At 65.1% G+C, this 15448-nt stretch carries 15 protein-coding genes and 1 pseudogene; 9 read left to right on the top strand and 7 right to left on the bottom strand.

Translation table 11 applies throughout. The features are described from left to right. The first annotated feature begins 87 nt into the window (after positions 1 to 87). Complete coding sequence (locus IVA87_RS02375; protein ID WP_247299989.1) at positions 88 to 618, top strand: GNAT family N-acetyltransferase; 531 nt, start codon at positions 88 to 90, stop codon at positions 616 to 618. Positions 619 to 652: 34 nt separating this feature from the next. Here the strand turns inward: IVA87_RS02375 and IVA87_RS02370 are convergent, their stop codons facing one another. From IVA87_RS02370 to acnA, 3 genes are all read right to left on the bottom strand, one after another. Continuing rightward, entirely contained in the window at positions 653 to 1024 is a 372-nt protein-coding gene (locus tag IVA87_RS02370) for a DUF2794 domain-containing protein (protein ID WP_247299988.1), read from the bottom strand. A 597-nt stretch (positions 1025 to 1621) separates the two neighbouring features. Next, positions 1622 to 2398, bottom strand: coding sequence for a DUF1223 domain-containing protein (locus tag IVA87_RS02365; protein WP_247299986.1), 777 nt, complete (start codon positions 2396 to 2398; stop codon positions 1622 to 1624). Between the two features lie 232 nt (positions 2399 to 2630). Then, positions 2631 to 5351, bottom strand: coding sequence for an aconitate hydratase AcnA (gene acnA, locus IVA87_RS02360; protein ID WP_247332641.1), 2721 nt, complete (start codon positions 5349 to 5351; stop codon positions 2631 to 2633). 240 nt (positions 5352 to 5591) lie between these two features. On the opposite strand from acnA, the gene ccmA reads away from it, so the two are divergent. From ccmA to IVA87_RS02335, 5 genes are all read left to right on the top strand, one after another. Continuing rightward, complete coding sequence (gene ccmA / locus IVA87_RS02355; protein WP_247299982.1) at positions 5592 to 6194, top strand: heme ABC exporter ATP-binding protein CcmA; 603 nt, start codon at positions 5592 to 5594, stop codon at positions 6192 to 6194. A 253-nt stretch (positions 6195 to 6447) separates the two neighbouring features. Next, on the top strand, positions 6448 to 7116 hold the full coding sequence (gene ccmB / locus IVA87_RS02350) for a heme exporter protein CcmB (RefSeq protein WP_063685042.1): 669 nt from the start codon (positions 6448 to 6450) through the stop codon (positions 7114 to 7116). A gap of 92 nt (positions 7117 to 7208) precedes the next feature. After that, complete coding sequence (locus IVA87_RS02345) at positions 7209 to 8000, top strand: heme ABC transporter permease (RefSeq protein ID WP_247299980.1); 792 nt, start codon at positions 7209 to 7211, stop codon at positions 7998 to 8000. Further along, the gene (gene ccmD, locus IVA87_RS02340; RefSeq protein WP_247299978.1) at positions 7997 to 8182 is read left to right on the top strand and encodes a heme exporter protein CcmD; all 186 of its coding nucleotides are present in this window, start codon (positions 7997 to 7999) and stop codon (positions 8180 to 8182) included. The genes IVA87_RS02345 and ccmD overlap by 4 nt, the downstream gene beginning before the upstream one ends. Next, a complete protein-coding gene (locus IVA87_RS02335) occupies positions 8179 to 8775 on the top strand; it encodes a DsbE family thiol:disulfide interchange protein (protein ID WP_247299976.1) in 597 nt (198 codons plus the stop codon). The genes ccmD and IVA87_RS02335 overlap by 4 nt, the downstream gene beginning before the upstream one ends. Positions 8776 to 8931: 156 nt before the next feature. Here IVA87_RS02335 and IVA87_RS02330 read toward each other — a convergent pair whose 3' ends face one another. Both IVA87_RS02330 and ftsY read right to left on the bottom strand, forming a co-directional pair. Then, positions 8932 to 9534: a septation protein A gene (locus tag IVA87_RS02330; RefSeq protein ID WP_247299974.1), complete on the bottom strand. Its 603-nt coding sequence runs from the start codon at positions 9532 to 9534 to the stop codon at positions 8932 to 8934. Positions 9535 to 9536: 2 nt separating this feature from the next. Beyond that, positions 9537 to 10481: a signal recognition particle-docking protein FtsY gene (gene ftsY / locus IVA87_RS02325; RefSeq protein ID WP_247299972.1), complete on the bottom strand. Its 945-nt coding sequence runs from the start codon at positions 10479 to 10481 to the stop codon at positions 9537 to 9539. Between the two features lie 47 nt (positions 10482 to 10528). On the opposite strand from ftsY, the gene IVA87_RS02320 reads away from it, so the two are divergent. After that, positions 10529 to 11230 (top strand): RNA pseudouridine synthase, encoded by a 702-nt coding sequence (locus IVA87_RS02320; protein ID WP_247299970.1) that lies wholly within the window; start codon positions 10529 to 10531, stop codon positions 11228 to 11230. A gap of 226 nt (positions 11231 to 11456) precedes the next feature. Beyond that, a complete protein-coding gene (locus tag IVA87_RS02315) occupies positions 11457 to 12566 on the top strand; it encodes a DUF2336 domain-containing protein (protein ID WP_247332640.1) in 1110 nt (369 codons plus the stop codon). A gap of 197 nt (positions 12567 to 12763) precedes the next feature. Here the strand turns inward: IVA87_RS02315 and mtaB are convergent, their stop codons facing one another. Next, on the bottom strand, positions 12764 to 14017 hold the full coding sequence (mtaB, locus tag IVA87_RS02310; RefSeq protein ID WP_247332639.1) for a tRNA (N(6)-L-threonylcarbamoyladenosine(37)-C(2))-methylthiotransferase MtaB: 1254 nt from the start codon (positions 14015 to 14017) through the stop codon (positions 12764 to 12766). Continuing rightward, positions 14017 to 14892, bottom strand: a complete 876-nt coding sequence (gene dapF, locus IVA87_RS02305) for a diaminopimelate epimerase (protein ID WP_247299964.1) — start codon at positions 14890 to 14892, stop codon at positions 14017 to 14019. The genes mtaB and dapF overlap by 1 nt, the downstream gene beginning before the upstream one ends. Positions 14893 to 15150: 258 nt before the next feature. On the opposite strand from dapF, the pseudogene IVA87_RS02300 reads away from it, so the two are divergent. Continuing rightward, positions 15151 to 15448: pseudogene (locus IVA87_RS02300) on the top strand (AraC family transcriptional regulator); the annotation flags it as partial.

Raw genomic sequence — 15448 nt, 5'->3', positions numbered from 1 at the left:
AAGATGGAGACTGCTGCGCCTGCATGACGGCTGGGAAGCAGCCCTGCCCTCTTCCAGCGGCCGCGGGAAGGCTCTAATCTTGCCGCCATGTCCGCACCCGAAATCAGGCCCACGCTCGAGGCCGATCTTCCCGCCATCACCGCCATTTACCAGCAGGCCGTCCGCGAGGGCACCGCGACGTTCGAGCTGGAGCCGCCCGATCTTGCCGAGATGACGCGCCGCTATCGCGCGCTGATCGACGGCGGCTATCCCTATTTCGTCGCGATCCTTGATCGTCGCGTCGCCGGCTATGCCTATGCCGGTGCCTACCGGCCGCGGCCGGCCTACCGCTTCACGGTGGAGAATTCGATCTATCTCGATCCCTCCTTCCAGCGCCGCGGTGTCGGCTCTCTGCTGCTGGAGCGGTTGATCATCGAATGCGAGGCGCGCGGCTTCCGGCAGATGATCGCGGTGATCGGCGATTCCGCCAATGCCGGCTCGATTGGCGTTCACGCCAAGAGCGGCTTCGAGATGATCGGCACGCATCCCAATGTCGGGCTGAAATTCGGCCGCTGGCTCGATACGGTGATGATGCAGCGCGCCCTCGGCGAGGGCGCAAGCACGGTGCCGGGAAAGTAGGCGCGTTGCGCCTTTGTCGTCCACCCGACGCCGCCTACACCACCGCCAGCTTGCGATCGATCACCAGCAGCACACGCTCGAGCTCGTGACCGCGGCGCAGGATCAGGCCGGTCGCCGAGATCACGCTGTACATGCCCTGCTTGCGCGCGAGCCGCGGGTCCTTCTCGATGCGATAGATCGGCACTTCCGAGGCGCGGCGATAGACCGAGAACACGGCGCGGTCCTTCAGGAAGTCGATGGCGTAGTCGCGCCACTCGCCGTCGGCGACCATGCGGCCATAGAGATTGAGGATCCGGTGCAGTTCGAGGCGGTTGAACGTCACCCGGTTCGGCTGCGTCGTCACAGCGGCGGGGCGCGCCGCCGCGCGCTGCTCGCTCGGATCGGCATCCTCCGACATCAGACTCATGGGAAGCGCCTCCTGATCGCGCGACATGACCCCGCGTCCCCGAAGACCGTCCCGGGAACTGCGCTCATGACAATTGCATGATCGCGCCAACCGTACCGGGCCGCAAGAGGCTCCCTAGCTCAACCAATGGAATCGATTGCGAATCCGAACACACGCAGCGGTGGAACTCCGTCGCGGCAAACCGTCACGGGATCGTTAGCAGGAATCATAGTATCGCCGCTTTTCCGCCTAGCGACTGCCGCCCTGCATTGCGAAAACACTTACGTGCGTTGACCCGGTCCTTCGGTTCCGGATTCCTCAGCCCCCAGCCCCCCGGGGTCGACAGGATCGGGTCTGTACGCACGGCAAGGAGGGCCAACGCAAGTTGGTCCTTTTTTGTTTGTGTCGGGATGTTTCCGATCCTGCGAACTTGTCTCTGATCCGCACTATGATCCGCACAAAGGCTGTCTCTCCTCATCCTGAGGGCCGCGCTCTTGCGCGGCGTCTTGAAGGATGGAGGCCCCATTGCATCAGCGGGGGGCCTTTCATGGTTCGAGATGCCGCGCAAGGGCGCGCTCCTCACCATGAGGATTGAAAGCAGAGTACGACGCCAAAGAATCAGTGCAGAGACGTGTACGCCGCGCCCAGCATCGGGCCCGGCTTCTCTCGGCTGCCATCCTGGACATAGACCACCGCGCCGTCGACGCCATCGCGCGTGAGATTCTCGATCGGCACCGTCCAGCTTTCCGGACGGCCGGTCCAGTCGCCGACCTTCAGCAGGTTGCGCACGACGTTGTGATAGGTGACCTGCTGTCCGCGATTTTCGCCGCGGGTGATCGTGATGGGCACCGACTTGGCGATCGAGCAGATCCAGACCTCGCCATGCGAGACCGTGGGCTCGTTGCTCCCGGCCACCGAGACGTTGATCTGCTTGCCCGCAAGCGACATCGTCACCGGCACGCTCATCACCCCCGTGCCCCTGTCGGTCTTGCCGATCGCATTCTCGATGCCGGTGCGATCGCTGCCGATGACATGGGTCGAGCCATTGACGACGACCTGCGGCGTGTAGACCTCACGGTCGCCGCGCACGCGCGAGTAAGCACGCTGCCGTGCAGAGAAGCGTGAATCCGCCAGCGTGTCCTTCCAGCCGAGATAATCCCAATAGTCGATCGGCATGCTCAACGCGATGACCGAGGGATCTTTGGAGAGATCGCCGATGATCTTGTCGGCGGGCGGACAGGACGAGCAGCCCTGCGAGGTAAACAATTCGACAACGGCGCGGGGATCAGCCTCGGCGGGGCGGATGACGGCGACGATCGCACAGATGCCGAGAGCACCCGACCAGAGGGCACTGGACCAACGTGAAATCGGATGAGAAGCCGTCATTGTTGTCATGTCTAACGCCGCACACCATTGCTTGTGAGAGGGAATCTTATCGCCTGATGGTCACCGTAGTCTTACGGGGCGCGGCACATTCGTCCTTCCAGGCAACCGTCCAGGAGGAGGTTTTCCACCGGCCGGGCCCATCCGAAACGTGCCGCAAACGCGCGAAGGCGGCCTTTTGATAGGCCGCCTTCGTTCAGGCTTCTACTCACTTCGCAGTGAGCCATCGTTCACAAATCCGCGCTTACGCCGCAAGCTTGCGCAGCACGTAGTGCAGAATGCCGCCGTTGCGGTAGTAGTCGAGCTCGTCCAGCGTATCGATGCGGCAAAGCAGCGAAACGCGCTGCAATGAACCGTCGCCGGAGACGATCTCCGCGGTCAGCTTCTGGCGCGGCTTGAGGTCGCCGACGAGGCCGCGCAGCGTGACCTTCTCGTCGCCCTTGAGACCCAGCGACTGCCAGGAGGTGCCCTCCTCGAAGGTCAGCGGCAGCACGCCCATGCCGACCAGGTTCGAGCGGTGGATGCGCTCGAAGCTCTGGCAAATCACGGCGCGAACACCGAGCAGGCGCGTGCCCTTTGCGGCCCAGTCGCGGGAGGAGCCGTTGCCATATTCGGCGCCGGCGAACACTACCAGCGGCACCTTCTCTTCCTGGTACTTCATCGCGGCGTCGTAGATCGACATCTGCTCGCCGTCGGGCCAGTGCTTGGTCAGACCGCCTTCCGGAATGTTGCCGTCGGCGCCCTTCAGCATGAAGTTCTTGATGCGGATGTTGGCGAAGGTGCCGCGCATCATGACTTCGTGGTTACCGCGGCGCGTGCCGTACTGGTTGAAGTCGGCAGGGCGCACCTGGTGCTCGCTGAGATATTTGCCCGCGGGCGAGGTGAGCTTGATCGAGCCGGCCGGCGAGATGTGGTCGGTGGTGATCTTGTCGCCGAACATGGCGAGGATGCGCGCCTCGACGATGTCGGTGACCGGCTCCGGCTCCTTCTTCATGCCGTCGAAATATGGCGGGTTCTGCACATAGGTCGAACTCATGTTCCAGCGATAGGTCTCGCTCTCGACCGTCTTGATCTTGCGCCAGTTGGTGTCGCCCTTGAACACGTCGGCATACTTCTTCTTGAAGATCGACGCGGTCACGAACTTCTTCATGAAGGCGTTGATTTCTTTCGTCGTCGGCCAGATGTCCTTCAGATATACCGGCTTGCCGTCCTTGCCCTCGCCGAGCGGCTCGGTGGCGAGGTTCTTGGTCACGCTGCCCGCGAGCGCGTAGGCGACGACCAACGGCGGCGAAGCCAGATAGTTCGCCTGCACGTCCGGCGAGACGCGGCCCTCGAAATTGCGGTTGCCGGAGAGCACGGCGGCCGCGACGATGCCGTTGTCGTTGATCGACTTTGAGATCTCCTCCGGCAGCGGACCGGAATTGCCGATGCAGGTGGTGCAGCCGAAGCCGACCAGGTTGAAGCCGACCTTGTCGAGGTCAGCCTGAAGGCCGGAATTGGCGAGATATTCCGCGACCACCTGGCTGCCCGGGGCAAGCGAGGTCTTCACCCACGGCTTCGCCTTGAGGCCCTTCGCTGCCGCATTGCGCGCGAGCAGGCCGGCCCCGATTAGCACGCTCGGATTCGAGGTGTTGGTGCACGAGGTGATCGCGGCGATCACGACGTCGCCATGGCCGAGATCGAAGTTCTTGCCTTCGACGGGGAAGCGCTTCGCAGGCTCCTCGCCCTTCTTGTACTCGCTGCTGAGCGCGAGCGAAAAGCCTTCCGCGACCGTGGGCAGCGCAATGCGGCCCTCGGGGCGCTTCGGGCCGGCCAGCGACGGCACGACGTCGCCGAGGTCGAGCGTCAGCGTTTCCGTGAACACCGGGTCGGGCGACTTGGCGGTGCGGAAGAGCCCTTGCGCCTTGGCATAGGCCTGCACCAGCGCAACGCGCGCCGCGGCCCGGCCGGAGGTCTTGAGATAATCGAGCGCGGCGGCGTCGACCGGGAAGAAGCCGCAGGTCGCGCCATACTCAGGGGCCATGTTGGCGATGGTCGCCTTGTCGGCGACGGAGAGATGGTCGAGACCGGGGCCGAAGAACTCGACGAACTTGCCGACGACGCCGAGCTTGCGCAGCATCTGCGTCACGGTCAGCACGAGGTCGGTCGCGGTGACGCCCTCCTTCAGCGCGCCCTTCAGCTTGAAGCCGACGACGTTGGGCAGCAGCATCGACAGCGGCTGGCCGAGCATGCAGGCTTCCGCCTCGATGCCGCCGACGCCCCAGCCGAGCACGGCCAGGCCGTTGACCATGGTGGTGTGGGAATCGGTACCGACCAGCGAGTCGGGATAAGCGACCTCGAAGGTGCCGGACTTCTTGCCGACCGTCATCTTTTCGTTCTTGGTCCAGACCGTCTGGGCCAGATATTCGAGATTGACCTGGTGGCAGATGCCGGTGCCGGGCGGCACGACGGAGAAGTTCGAGAACGCCTTCTGGCCCCACTTCAGGAACTCATAGCGCTCCTGATTCTGCTTGTATTCCTCGGTGACGTTCTTGCCGAAAGCCTTGTTGTCGCCGAAGAAGTTCACGATCACGGAATGGTCGATGACGAGATCGACCGGGACCAGCGGATTGATCTTCTCCGGCTCGCCGCCGAGCTTTTGCATCGCGTTGCGCATCGCGGCGAGATCGACCACCGCGGGCACGCCGGTGAAGTCCTGCATCAGGACGCGCGCCGGGCGGAATGCGATCTCATGCTCCAGCGACTTCTTGCGCAGCCATTTCGAGACGGCGACGATGTCTTCTTTCTTGACCGAGCGGCCGTCCTCGTTGCGCAGCAGGTTCTCGAGCAGGACCTTCATCGAATAGGGAAGTTTCGAAATTCCCTTCAGACCATTCTTCTCGGCTGTGGGCAGGCTGTAATAGACATAGGTCTTGGCGCCGACCTTGAGGGTCTTTTTGCATTTGAAGCTGTCGAGCGAGGTCATGTAGGAATCCCAATTGCTAGTTATACCCGGCAGGGTATTTTAACACCGTCAGCGTATCAGGCTGGGCCGCTTGCAGGGGCAGGTTGAGTTGCTGCATCAAGTAGTTCCGGGCTTATAGAAGCTTTCTAACCGCGCCGCCACAGCCACAATCGTGCCGCAGCAATTCGCGAGCCAAAAATTCCCATGCGCTACCCCAAGATTTCCTGAGGCCCGGCTTTGAGCGGGTTGAAACGAAGCGAAATGCGGCTTTCCGGTAGCGGGCTCAGATGCGTGAGGGGCGGACGCGAGGTGTTCGCCAGCCTCGATTTTGCGGCCGGCTCGGGCGAAGCCCTGGCGGTCGTCGGCCGCAACGGATCGGGCAAAACTTCGCTGCTGCGGCTGATCGCCGGCCTGCTCATTCCGGCCGGCGGGACGATCGCGCTGGACGGGGGCGATGGCGAGCTGACGCTGCCGGAGCAGTGCCATTATCTCGGCCATCGCGATGCCCTGAAGCCGGCGCTGAGCGTGGCGGAAAATCTGGCATTCTGGGCTGATTTTCTCGGCGGCGAGCGCTGCGATGCCGCCGAGAGCCTCATCAAGGTCGGCCTCGATCACGCCGCCCACCTGCCGGCCGCCTTCCTCTCCGCCGGCCAGCGCCGCCGGCTGTCACTGGCCCGGCTGCTGACCGTGCGCCGCCCGGTCTGGCTGCTGGACGAGCCGACCAACGCGCTGGACCTCGCTGGCCAGGAGATGTTCGGCGGCTTGATGCGCGAGCACCTGTCGCGCGGCGGCTTGATCATCGCAGCCACCCACGCCCCGCTGGGGATCGACTCGCGAGAGCTGCGGATCGGGGGTATGGCGTGATCGGACCTGACCCTCAGCTTTCCGAGCGGCTGGGCACGGCTCTCTCCATTCCCTCCCCCCTCTTGCCGCGGGCTCCCTCGCCTCCCCCGCTTGCGGGAGAGGCCGGCGCGCAGCGCCGGGTGAGGGTTCTCTCCTCTGGGGGAGTCTTCGTTGTCGAGACACCCTCTCCCCGACCTTCCCCCGCAAGCGGGGGAGGGAGCGCAGCGTCCCTGTGGCGCGAGATGCGAGCTCGCAGCGCCGAAAGGGCCACCCCATGACCGCCCTTGCCGCGCTCATCCGCCGGGACATCCGGATCGCGCTTCGCGTCGGGGGTGGGGCATTGATTGGCGTGCTGTTCTTCCTCACTGTGGTGGTGCTGATGCCGTTCGCGGTGGGCCCGGACCTGGCGCTGCTGTCGCGGCTCGGGCCGGCCATCCTGTGGCTCGGTGCGCTGCTGGCGAGCCTGCTCACGCTGGACCGCCTGTTCATGGCCGATCACGAGGACGGCTCGCTCGACCTGATCACGATGAGCCGGACGCCGCTGGAACTGGCCTGCGCTGCGAAAGCGCTGGCGCACTGGCTGGCCGCCGGCCTGCCGCTGATTGTCGCAACCCCGGTGCTCGGCCTCTTGCTCAATCTCGACATGGTCGCAACCGGCGCGGTGGCGCTGACACTGCTGGCAGGCACCCCGGCGCTCACCTTCACCGGCATGATCGGCGCGGCGCTGGCGGTGACGCTGCACCGCGGCGGGCTTTTGATGGCCGTGCTGGTGCTGCCGCTGTCGATTCCGGTGCTGATTTTCGGGGTCGCGGCCTCGCAGGCGGTGATCGTCGGCCCCATGACGTTCGGCGCGCCGTTCTCGATCCTATGCGCACTGTCGCTGGTCAGCCTCGTCGTCGGCCCCTTCGCGGCGGCGGCGAGCCTGCGGCATGGACTCGACTGAGATGGGCTCGCCTGACCTCGACCCGGATGAACTCTCGCGACGCACTTTCGTGCTGATTGCCTGAGCGCTCCCGGATCATTATCACAATAACCATGACGCTGATCGACCTCGCCAATCCCACGCGGTTCCTCGCGCTAACAGCCCGCCTGTTGCCGTGGCTTGCGGGTGCGACCGTCATCCTGCTCGCCATCGGCCTGTACCAATCAGCGCTTGCGCCCGACGATTATCAGCAGGGCGCGACGGTAAAGATCATGTTCATCCACGTGCCCAATGCCTGGCTCTCGATGTTGGTGTGGGGTGTCATGAGCATCGCCTCGCTGGGCACGTTGGTATGGCGGCATCCGCTCGCCGATGTCGCCGCCAAAGCGGCAGCGCCGATCGGCGCCGCCTTCACCTTCCTCGCGCTGCTCACGGGCTCGCTGTGGGGACGGCCGATGTGGGGCACCTATTGGGAATGGGACGCGCGGCTGACATCGGTGCTGATCCTGTTCCTGATGTATCTCGGCCTGATGGCGCTGTGGCGCGCGGTCGACGATCCCTCGCGCGCTGCACGCGCCGCGGCGGTGCTGACGCTGGTCGGCGCCATCAACCTGCCCATCATCAAGTTTTCCGTCGACTGGTGGAACACGCTGCATCAGCCGGCCTCGGTGATGCGCATCGGCGGCTCGGCACTCGACAAATCGTTCCTGATCCCGCTGCTGGTGATGGCGATCGCCTTCACGCTGCTGTTCGTCACGTTGCACTTAGCTGCGATGCGCAACGAGATCCTGCGCCGCCGTGTCCGCTCCCTGCAGATGATGCAGGCGAGTCGCGTCGCGTTTTCGAGCGAGTTAAGCGCCGGTTCGCGTGAAGAAAACGCGTCAAAAGAAGCTGGAGCCGCGTGATGATAACGCTCGGTCCTTACGCGTCGTTCATCGTGATGTCCTATGCCGCAGCGGCCCTCGTGGTCATGCTCCTGATCGGCTGGGTGATGCTCGACTACCGCAGCCAGACCGCGCGCCTGCGCGAACTCGATCGCAGCGGCTTTACCCGCCGCTCCGGCCGCAGTGCGACGGACAGATCATGAGCGATCCATCGAGCCAGGCGACGCCGCAGCGCCGCACCTTCCTAATGGTGCTGCCGCTGATCGCCTTCATCGCGCTGGCCCTGCTGTTCTGGTTTCGGCTCGGCAGCGGCGATCCCTCGCGGATTCCGTCCGCGCTGATCGGGCGGCCTGCGCCGCAAACCCTGCTGCCGCCGCTCGAAGGATTGCAGGCTGACAATGCGCCGGTGCCGGGGCTCGATCCCGCCGCGTTCAAGGGCAAGGTCAGTCTCGTCAACGTCTGGGCGTCCTGGTGCGTGCCCTGCCATGATGAGGCGCCGCTGCTGACCGAGCTCGCCAAGGACAAGCGCTTCCAGCTCGTCGGCATCAACTACAAGGATGCGGCCGACAATGCGCGGCGCTTCCTCGGGCGCTACGGCAACCCGTTCGGCCGCGTCGGCGTGGACGCCAACGGTCGCGCCTCGATCGAATGGGGCGTCTATGGCGTGCCGGAGACCTTCGTCGTCGGCCCCGAGGGCACCATCGTCTACAAGCTGGTTGGACCGATCACGCCGGACAATCTACGCACCGTGTTATTGCCGCAGCTGGAGAAGGCGTTGAAGGCGGCGGGAAGCTAATTTAGCTCCGCTCTCGCGACACACTCAACTGTCATCGCCCGACTCGATCGGGCGATCCAGTATTCCGGAGTCGTCAGTAGTATACGAAGAGGCCGCGGCGTACCGGAGTCTCCGCTTCGCGGGGAATGACAGCGATACGTGGGGCGACGTTTCGCCCTACCCCTTGCTCACATCTCCGGCCTCGGCCTCGCTCGCTTCCAGCGACGCCGGCGCAAGGTGATAGCGCTTGGTCAGCGGCAATTGGGCGACGGCGAAGATCATGGTCAGCGTCGTCACGCCGAAGACCTTGAAGTTCACCCAGAAATCCGTGCTCTGGGTGCGCCAGATGATCTCGTTCAGCACCGCCATGCCGGCAAAGAACAGCGCCCAGCGCAGCGTGAGGATGCGCCAGCCGTGCGGCGTCAGATTGAACACCTGATCGAACATCACGGCAATGAAGGAGCGGCCGAACAGCAGGCCGCCGCCGAGGATCGCGGCGAACAGGCCGTAGATGATGGTCGGCTTGACCTTGATGAAGGTCTCATCGTGTAGCACCAGGGTCAGCGTGCCGAACACCAGCACGATCACGGCCGTCACGATCGCCATGATCGGAATGTGCCGCGTCACCACATAGGAGGCGGCCATCGCCGCCACGATCGCCACCATGAAGGCGCCGGTCGCGGCGAACAGGTTGAACCTGGCATTGACGAAGAAGAACACGAGCAGCGGACCGAGCTCGGTCGCAAGCTTGAACAACGGATGTGGCTGGGTCTTGTCCATTCTCAACTTTCGATTCCGGCGATCGCGCGGGCGAAATCGCGCGCGGTGAAGGGCGCGAGATCATCGACGCCTTCGCCGACGCCGATGAAATGCACCGGCAGCTTGAATTTTTCCGCCAGCGCCACCAGGATGCCGCCGCGCGCGGTGCCGTCGAGCTTGGTCATCACGAGGCCGGTGACCCCGGCGGTGCGATGAAAGGCCTCGACCTGCGACAGCGCGTTCTGGCCGACGGTGGCATCCAGCACCAGCAGCACCGCATGCGGCGCGGTGGCATCCACCTTGCGGATGACGCGCACGACCTTCTCGAGCTCGTTCATCAGTTCGGCCTTGTTCTGAAGCCGGCCCGCGGTGTCGATCAAGAGGATGTCGGCGCTCTGCTCCCTTGCTGCCGTCAGCGCGCTGAAGGCAAGGCTCGCGGAATCCGAGCCTTGCGCGCCGGCGATGACCGGCGTCTTGGTGCGCTCGCCCCAGACCTTGAGCTGCTCGATCGCCGCCGCGCGAAAGGTGTCGCCGGCAGCCAGCATCACCTTGCGGCCTTCGGAGGCGAATTTTTGCGACAGCTTGCCGATGGTGGTGGTCTTGCCGGAGCCGTTGACGCCGACCACGAGGATGACGAACGGCTTCTTGCCCGCATCGATCTCGAGCGGCTTCGCCACCGGCGCGAGCACCTTCTCGACCTCGGTGGCGACCACGTCCTTGACCTCGTCCGCCGAGATCGCCTTGTCGTAGCGCCCCGTGCCGACGGCATCGGCGATCCGCACTGCGACTTGCGTGCCGAGATCGGCGCGCAGCAGCACGTCCTCGATGTCGTCGAGCATGGCGCGATCGAGCTTGCGCTTGGTGACGAGGTCGGCGACCGCGGTCCCGAGCGAGGACGAGGTGCGCTTCAGCCCGTCGGACAGGCGGCGCCACCAGCTCAGCTTGGGGGTCTCGGAGGTATCGTTCATGGTGGGGGTGTGTTAGCCGTTCCGACGATTAAACGAAAGTCTTGCAATTGCTCGATGTTCCCGAATTGACCGCTGATGAGATCTTGGCCCGCGTGCTCCATCGCGACGGCTTGATGCTGGTCATCGACAAGCCGGCCGGCCTGCCAGTGCATCGCGGCCCCAAGGGCGGGGCGAACCTCGAAGCCTCCTTCGACGCGCTCCGCTTCGGCCTGCCGCGGCCGCCAGTGCTGGCTCACCGGCTCGACAAGGACACCTCAGGCTGTCTCGTGCTCGGCCGCCATCGCAAAGCAACCGCTTCGCTCGGCCTGCTGTTCAAGCACGGCAAGATCGGCAAGACATACTGGACCGTGGTCGAGGGCGGCCCTGATGAAGATGAAGGCACCATCGACATGCCGCTCGGCCGCCTCAATGCCGAGCGCGGCTGGTGGCAGAAGCCGGATCCCGAAGGGCAGAAGGCGATCACCAATTGGAAGGTGATGGGCCGGGGCGCGGGCCTCGCCTGGCTCGCCATGGAACCGGTGACCGGCCGGACCCACCAATTGCGGGTGCATTCGGCCGCGACCGGCTGGCCGATCGTCGGCGATAACATTTACGGCAACGGCCCGCGCTTCGGCGAGCCGCGCCTGCACCTGCATTCCCGTGAGATCGTGGTGCCGATCTCCCGGAACAAGGAGCCGATCCGCGTCGTGGCGCCGGCCCCGCCCCACATGCACGAGCGCCTCCGCGCCTGCGGATGGAACGGGGACTAGCCCGGCAGCCAGCGCCTCATGGTGAGGAGGCGCGTCAGCGCCGTCTCGAACCATGAAAGGCCCGTGCTGTTGCAGTTGAGCCTCGATCCTTCGAGACGCCCGCTTTGCGGGCTCCTCAGGATGAAGGGCGACAAGCCCATGGTTTACGAAACGTTCAGCGCTCGCCTCTAATGATAGCGGTTGCTTAGAACAAGCTTCTGTAACCGCTCAGGACGAGCAGCGCGTGATGTCCAAGGCCGAGCTATCGATCATCGACGAGGTCGAATCCGCGATACGGATGGGCTCGCCGGAAAAAGGGCTGGAGACGGCCCGGCGCGTCACGGACCTGTTCCTGTGTTCCGCCGGCAGCTTTGACGACGAGCAGATCGCGCTGTTTGACGACGTGCTCGAGCGCCTGATCGGCACCATCGAGCTGCGCGCCGTCGCCGACATCGGCGCCCGAATTGCGCTCGCCGAGATAAGCGCGCAACTCGCGCCGATCGCGCAGGCGCCGCCATCCGTGATCCGCCGCCTCGCCAGCAATGACGAGATCCGTATCGCCGGACCCGTGCTCCAGGAATCCGCGCGCCTCGACGATGGCGAGCTGGTGAAGATCGCATCATCCAAGGGCGAGCCGCATCTGCTCGCGGTCGCCGGCCGCTGGTGGCTGAGGGAGATCGTCACCGATGCGCTGCTGGCGCGGCGCTATCCCAGCGTCAGCCGGCGGCTCGCCGCCAATCCCGGCGCCCGCGTCTCCGGCAGCGGATTTGCCATCATCGTCGGACAGGCCGAAAGCGATCCGGAGCTCGCGGTCAGCGTCGGCGTCCGCGTCGATTTGCCGTCGGAGCTGCGCCGCCGATTGCTGCGTTCGGCGACGGATGCGGTGCGCACCCGCCTGTTGTCGCGTGCACCTCCGCATCTGTTCGAGGAAATCCAGAGCGCGATTGCCGCCGTCACCGTCGGCGTCGAGCGCGAGATGTCTGGCGTTCGCGATTTCGAAGGCGCCAAGCGGGCCATCGCAAATCTCAAGACGATCGGCCAGCTCAACGAAGCGACGCTGCTCGGCTTCGCCACGCAGCGGCGCTATGAGGAGACCGTCGCGGCCCTGGCGGCGCTGTCCGGATCGACCGTCGAGGTGATTCGCCCGCTGATGCAAAGCCTGCGCGACGATGGCCTGCTCGTGCCGTGCAAGGCCGCGCAGCTTAGCTGGAACACCACCGCCGCCGTGCTCGAAAGCCGTTTTGCGACGGGCGCGATGAAGCCGGCTGATCTTGCGCGCTCGCAGGGCCATTTTGCGAGAATGACGACGGAGAATGCGCGGCGCACGCTGCGGTTCTGGCAGGTGCGGGCCTTGTAGGGCACACCGTGTACCATATCGGCGGTGTCATCACCCGCGAAGGCGGTGATCCAGTATTCCAGAGACGTTTGTGAGATACGGAGAAGCGGCGGCGCACTGGGCCGCCCGGCCCCGTCTCCGCTAGGCTACGCCGGGCCCGCAGCGGTGCTCGGCCGGCGAAGCTTTAGCGAAGACGGCAAGCCGGACGACGACACCGACTATGTGATCAGCCGCTCGCCATCGCTGCCAACGATCCTGAGCGGCACGACGCTGCCCACACGTTCGCCCGCAATCGCCACCGGCAGATAATGCTCCGTGCGTCCCTGGCCTTCGCTCTCGATCAGCACCTCGCGCGCGGCGCCGATCTCGGCTTGCAGTCGCTGCCGCAATGCCGCCGCACCGGCTGCACGCAGCCGCTTCGCACGTTCCTTGATCGCGCCCCCCGCAACCTGCGGCATTCGCGCGGCCGGCGTGCCGGGGCGTGGCGAGTAGGGAAAGACGTGCAGGAACGTCAAACCACATTCCCCGACGAGATCGAGCGAGCGCAAGAACATGTCCTCGGTCTCGGTCGGAAAGCCCGCGATGATGTCGGCGCCGAAAACGACGTCCGGCCGCAGGCGGCGCACCTGGTCGCAGAACGCGATCGCATCCTGGCGCGAATGCCGCCGCTTCATGCGCTTCAAGATCAGGTCGTCGCCGGATTGCAGCGACAGGTGCAGATGCGGCATCAGTCGCGCATCGTCGGCGATAGCATCGAGCAGATCGTCATCTGCCTCGATCGAATCGATCGAGGAGATGCGCAGGCGCCTCAAGTCCGGCACGTGCCGCAAAATCTGCTTGGTCAGCATGCCGAGCTTGGGCGCGCCCGGCAGGTCAGCGCCGTAGCTGGTGAGGTCGACGCCAGTCAGCACGATCTCGCCATGACCGCGCTCCACCAGCGCCCGCACCTGATCGACCACAGCGCCCATCGGCACCGAGCGCGAGTTGCCGCGGCCGAACGGGATGATGCAGAAGGTGCAGCGATGGTCGCAGCCGTTCTGCACCTGCACGAAGACGCGCGGCAGGCCGGCGGCAAAGCCGTCGATCAGATGCGGCGCCATCGCCTTCACTGCCATGATGTCGCCAACGGTAATCTTCTGGCTGGCACCGATGTCGAATGCATCGCGCGCATCGCGCCATGCGGACGAGCGCATCTTGTCGTCATTGCCGACGACGCGATCGACCTCGGCCATGTCGGCGAACATCGCGCTTTGCGTTTGCGCGGCGCAGCCGGTGACCACGATACGCGCACCGGGCCGCTCGCGCTTCAATTTGCGGATCGACTGGCGTGCCTGCGCCACCGCCTCGTTGGTGACGGCGCAGCTGTTGATGACGATGGTGTCGAAGAGGCCGGCACCTTCAGCCTCGCGGCGGATCACCTCGGCCTCGAAGGCGTTGAGGCGGCAGCCGAAGGTGACGATGTCGACGGCCATCAGCCGACCGGCGCGAACAGCGCCGGATCGAAATTGCCTTCATATTCGAAGGTCGCGGTGCCCGTCATCAGCACATGGTCGTCGCGCTCGCGCCATTCGATGGCGAGCTTGCCGCCGGGCAATGTGATCTCGACATTGCGATTGGCGCGCTTCAGCCGCGCCGCGGCGACAGCCGTGGCGCAGGCTGCCGAACCGCAGGCCCTGGTGAGGCCGGCGCCGCGCTCCCAGGTGCGAATCGTGATGTGGTCGCGATCAACGATGTGAGCAAGCGTAATATTGGCGCGCTCGGGGAAGATCGGATGGTTTTCGAGCAGAGGACCAAACCGCTCGAGATCATAGGCGTTGACGTCCTCGACCCAGAAGATTGCGTGCGGATTGCCCATGTTCACCACCGAAGGCGAATGCAGGATCGGATTGTCGATCGGCCCGATCTGCAACTCGATGTAGCGGGTGTCGCGAAACTCTTCCGCCAGCGGAATGTCCTGCCAGCCGAACTTCGGCGCGCCCATGTCGACGGTATAGAGGTCGGGCGCCGGGCCTTGCCAGCAATTGAGCAGGCCCGCAGCCGTCTCGAACGTCGCCGTGGTCTGTCCGCTCTTCTCGAAAATGCGGCGCACGACGCAGCGCATGCCGTTGCCGCAGGCACCGGCTTCGGAGCCGTCATTGTTGTAGATGCGGATGAAGGCCTCAGTGCCGTGCAGCCGCGGCTTCTGCAGCACCATGAGCTGGTCGTAAGCCACGCCGCCATTTGCGGACGCCACCGCCCGCGCGTCGTCCGGCGTGACCTTTGCTGTGGAATCGCGCATGTCGACAACGACGATCTCGTTGCCGATGCCGTTCATCTTGGCAAATGCGTGGTTGGCCAGCGCGCTCATGAAAATTCCCGAATTTCGCCCGTCTTATATGGCGATCCTTGCCGGCTTGGCCAGCGGTTTGCTGCGGAGCGCCCAGGCCGCGGCCCGCGACGCCGCCCATGACGCATCTGTCATGGGACGAATTCGGCGCCCGCGTGTTAGAACGGCGCCATTCGCGCGAACCGGGAAGCGCGGCCGGGCGCAAAACGGGATTTAGGCCTTGGTCGGCAAGGTCTTGGAGCCCAAGGTCTTGGTGCCCAAGTTCTTGGGGAGAATAGAATGATTAGGTTTCGTCGTCTCGCTCTGGCCGCGCTGATCCCGGCGGCCATGTCGGTTGGTCTGTCTGCCGCTCGGGCACAAAGTCCGAGCCCGGCGCCCGCCGCGTCAGTAAGCCCCTCGCCGGCCCCGTCGGCTTCGCCGGCGCCTGCCGCGAGTGCTTCGCCTGCACCGGTGGCAACGCCCGCGCCGGCGGCCAGCGCCTCACCCGCCCCTGCTGCGACGCCCTCGCCCGCAGCCAGCGCCTCACCCAGCCCGGCCGCGCCCCCGCCCGCGGCCGGGCTGGGTGAGGCGCTGGCTG

The organism is Bradyrhizobium sp. 147, from assembly GCF_023073935.1.
Lineage (GTDB): Bacteria > Pseudomonadota > Alphaproteobacteria > Rhizobiales > Xanthobacteraceae > Bradyrhizobium.
The sequence above is the reverse complement of the archived record's forward strand: the minus strand, read 5'-3'. Positions and strand labels throughout refer to the sequence as shown.

What these genes read in the sequence shown, in the direction of transcription:
- IVA87_RS02375 (WP_247299989.1), top strand. Translation starts at nt 88, where the DNA reads ATGTCCGCACCCGAAATCAGGCCCACGCTCGAGGCCGATCTTCCCGCC.
- IVA87_RS02370 (WP_247299988.1), bottom strand. Translation starts at nt 1,024, where the DNA reads ATGAGTCTGATGTCGGAGGATGCCGATCCGAGCGAGCAGCGCGCGGCG.
- IVA87_RS02365 (WP_247299986.1), bottom strand. Translation starts at nt 2,398, where the DNA reads ATGACAACAATGACGGCTTCTCATCCGATTTCACGTTGGTCCAGTGCC.
- acnA (WP_247332641.1), bottom strand. Translation starts at nt 5,351, where the DNA reads ATGACCTCGCTCGACAGCTTCAAATGCAAAAAGACCCTCAAGGTCGGC.
- ccmA (WP_247299982.1), top strand. Translation starts at nt 5,592, where the DNA reads ATGCGGCTTTCCGGTAGCGGGCTCAGATGCGTGAGGGGCGGACGCGAG.
- ccmB (WP_063685042.1), top strand. Translation starts at nt 6,448, where the DNA reads ATGACCGCCCTTGCCGCGCTCATCCGCCGGGACATCCGGATCGCGCTT.
- IVA87_RS02345 (WP_247299980.1), top strand. Translation starts at nt 7,209, where the DNA reads ATGACGCTGATCGACCTCGCCAATCCCACGCGGTTCCTCGCGCTAACA.
- IVA87_RS02335 (WP_247299976.1), top strand. Translation starts at nt 8,179, where the DNA reads ATGAGCGATCCATCGAGCCAGGCGACGCCGCAGCGCCGCACCTTCCTA.
- IVA87_RS02330 (WP_247299974.1), bottom strand. Translation starts at nt 9,534, where the DNA reads ATGGACAAGACCCAGCCACATCCGTTGTTCAAGCTTGCGACCGAGCTC.
- ftsY (WP_247299972.1), bottom strand. Translation starts at nt 10,481, where the DNA reads ATGAACGATACCTCCGAGACCCCCAAGCTGAGCTGGTGGCGCCGCCTG.
- IVA87_RS02315 (WP_247332640.1), top strand. Translation starts at nt 11,457, where the DNA reads ATGTCCAAGGCCGAGCTATCGATCATCGACGAGGTCGAATCCGCGATA.
- mtaB (WP_247332639.1), bottom strand. Translation starts at nt 14,017, where the DNA reads ATGGCCGTCGACATCGTCACCTTCGGCTGCCGCCTCAACGCCTTCGAG.
- dapF (WP_247299964.1), bottom strand. Translation starts at nt 14,892, where the DNA reads ATGAGCGCGCTGGCCAACCACGCATTTGCCAAGATGAACGGCATCGGC.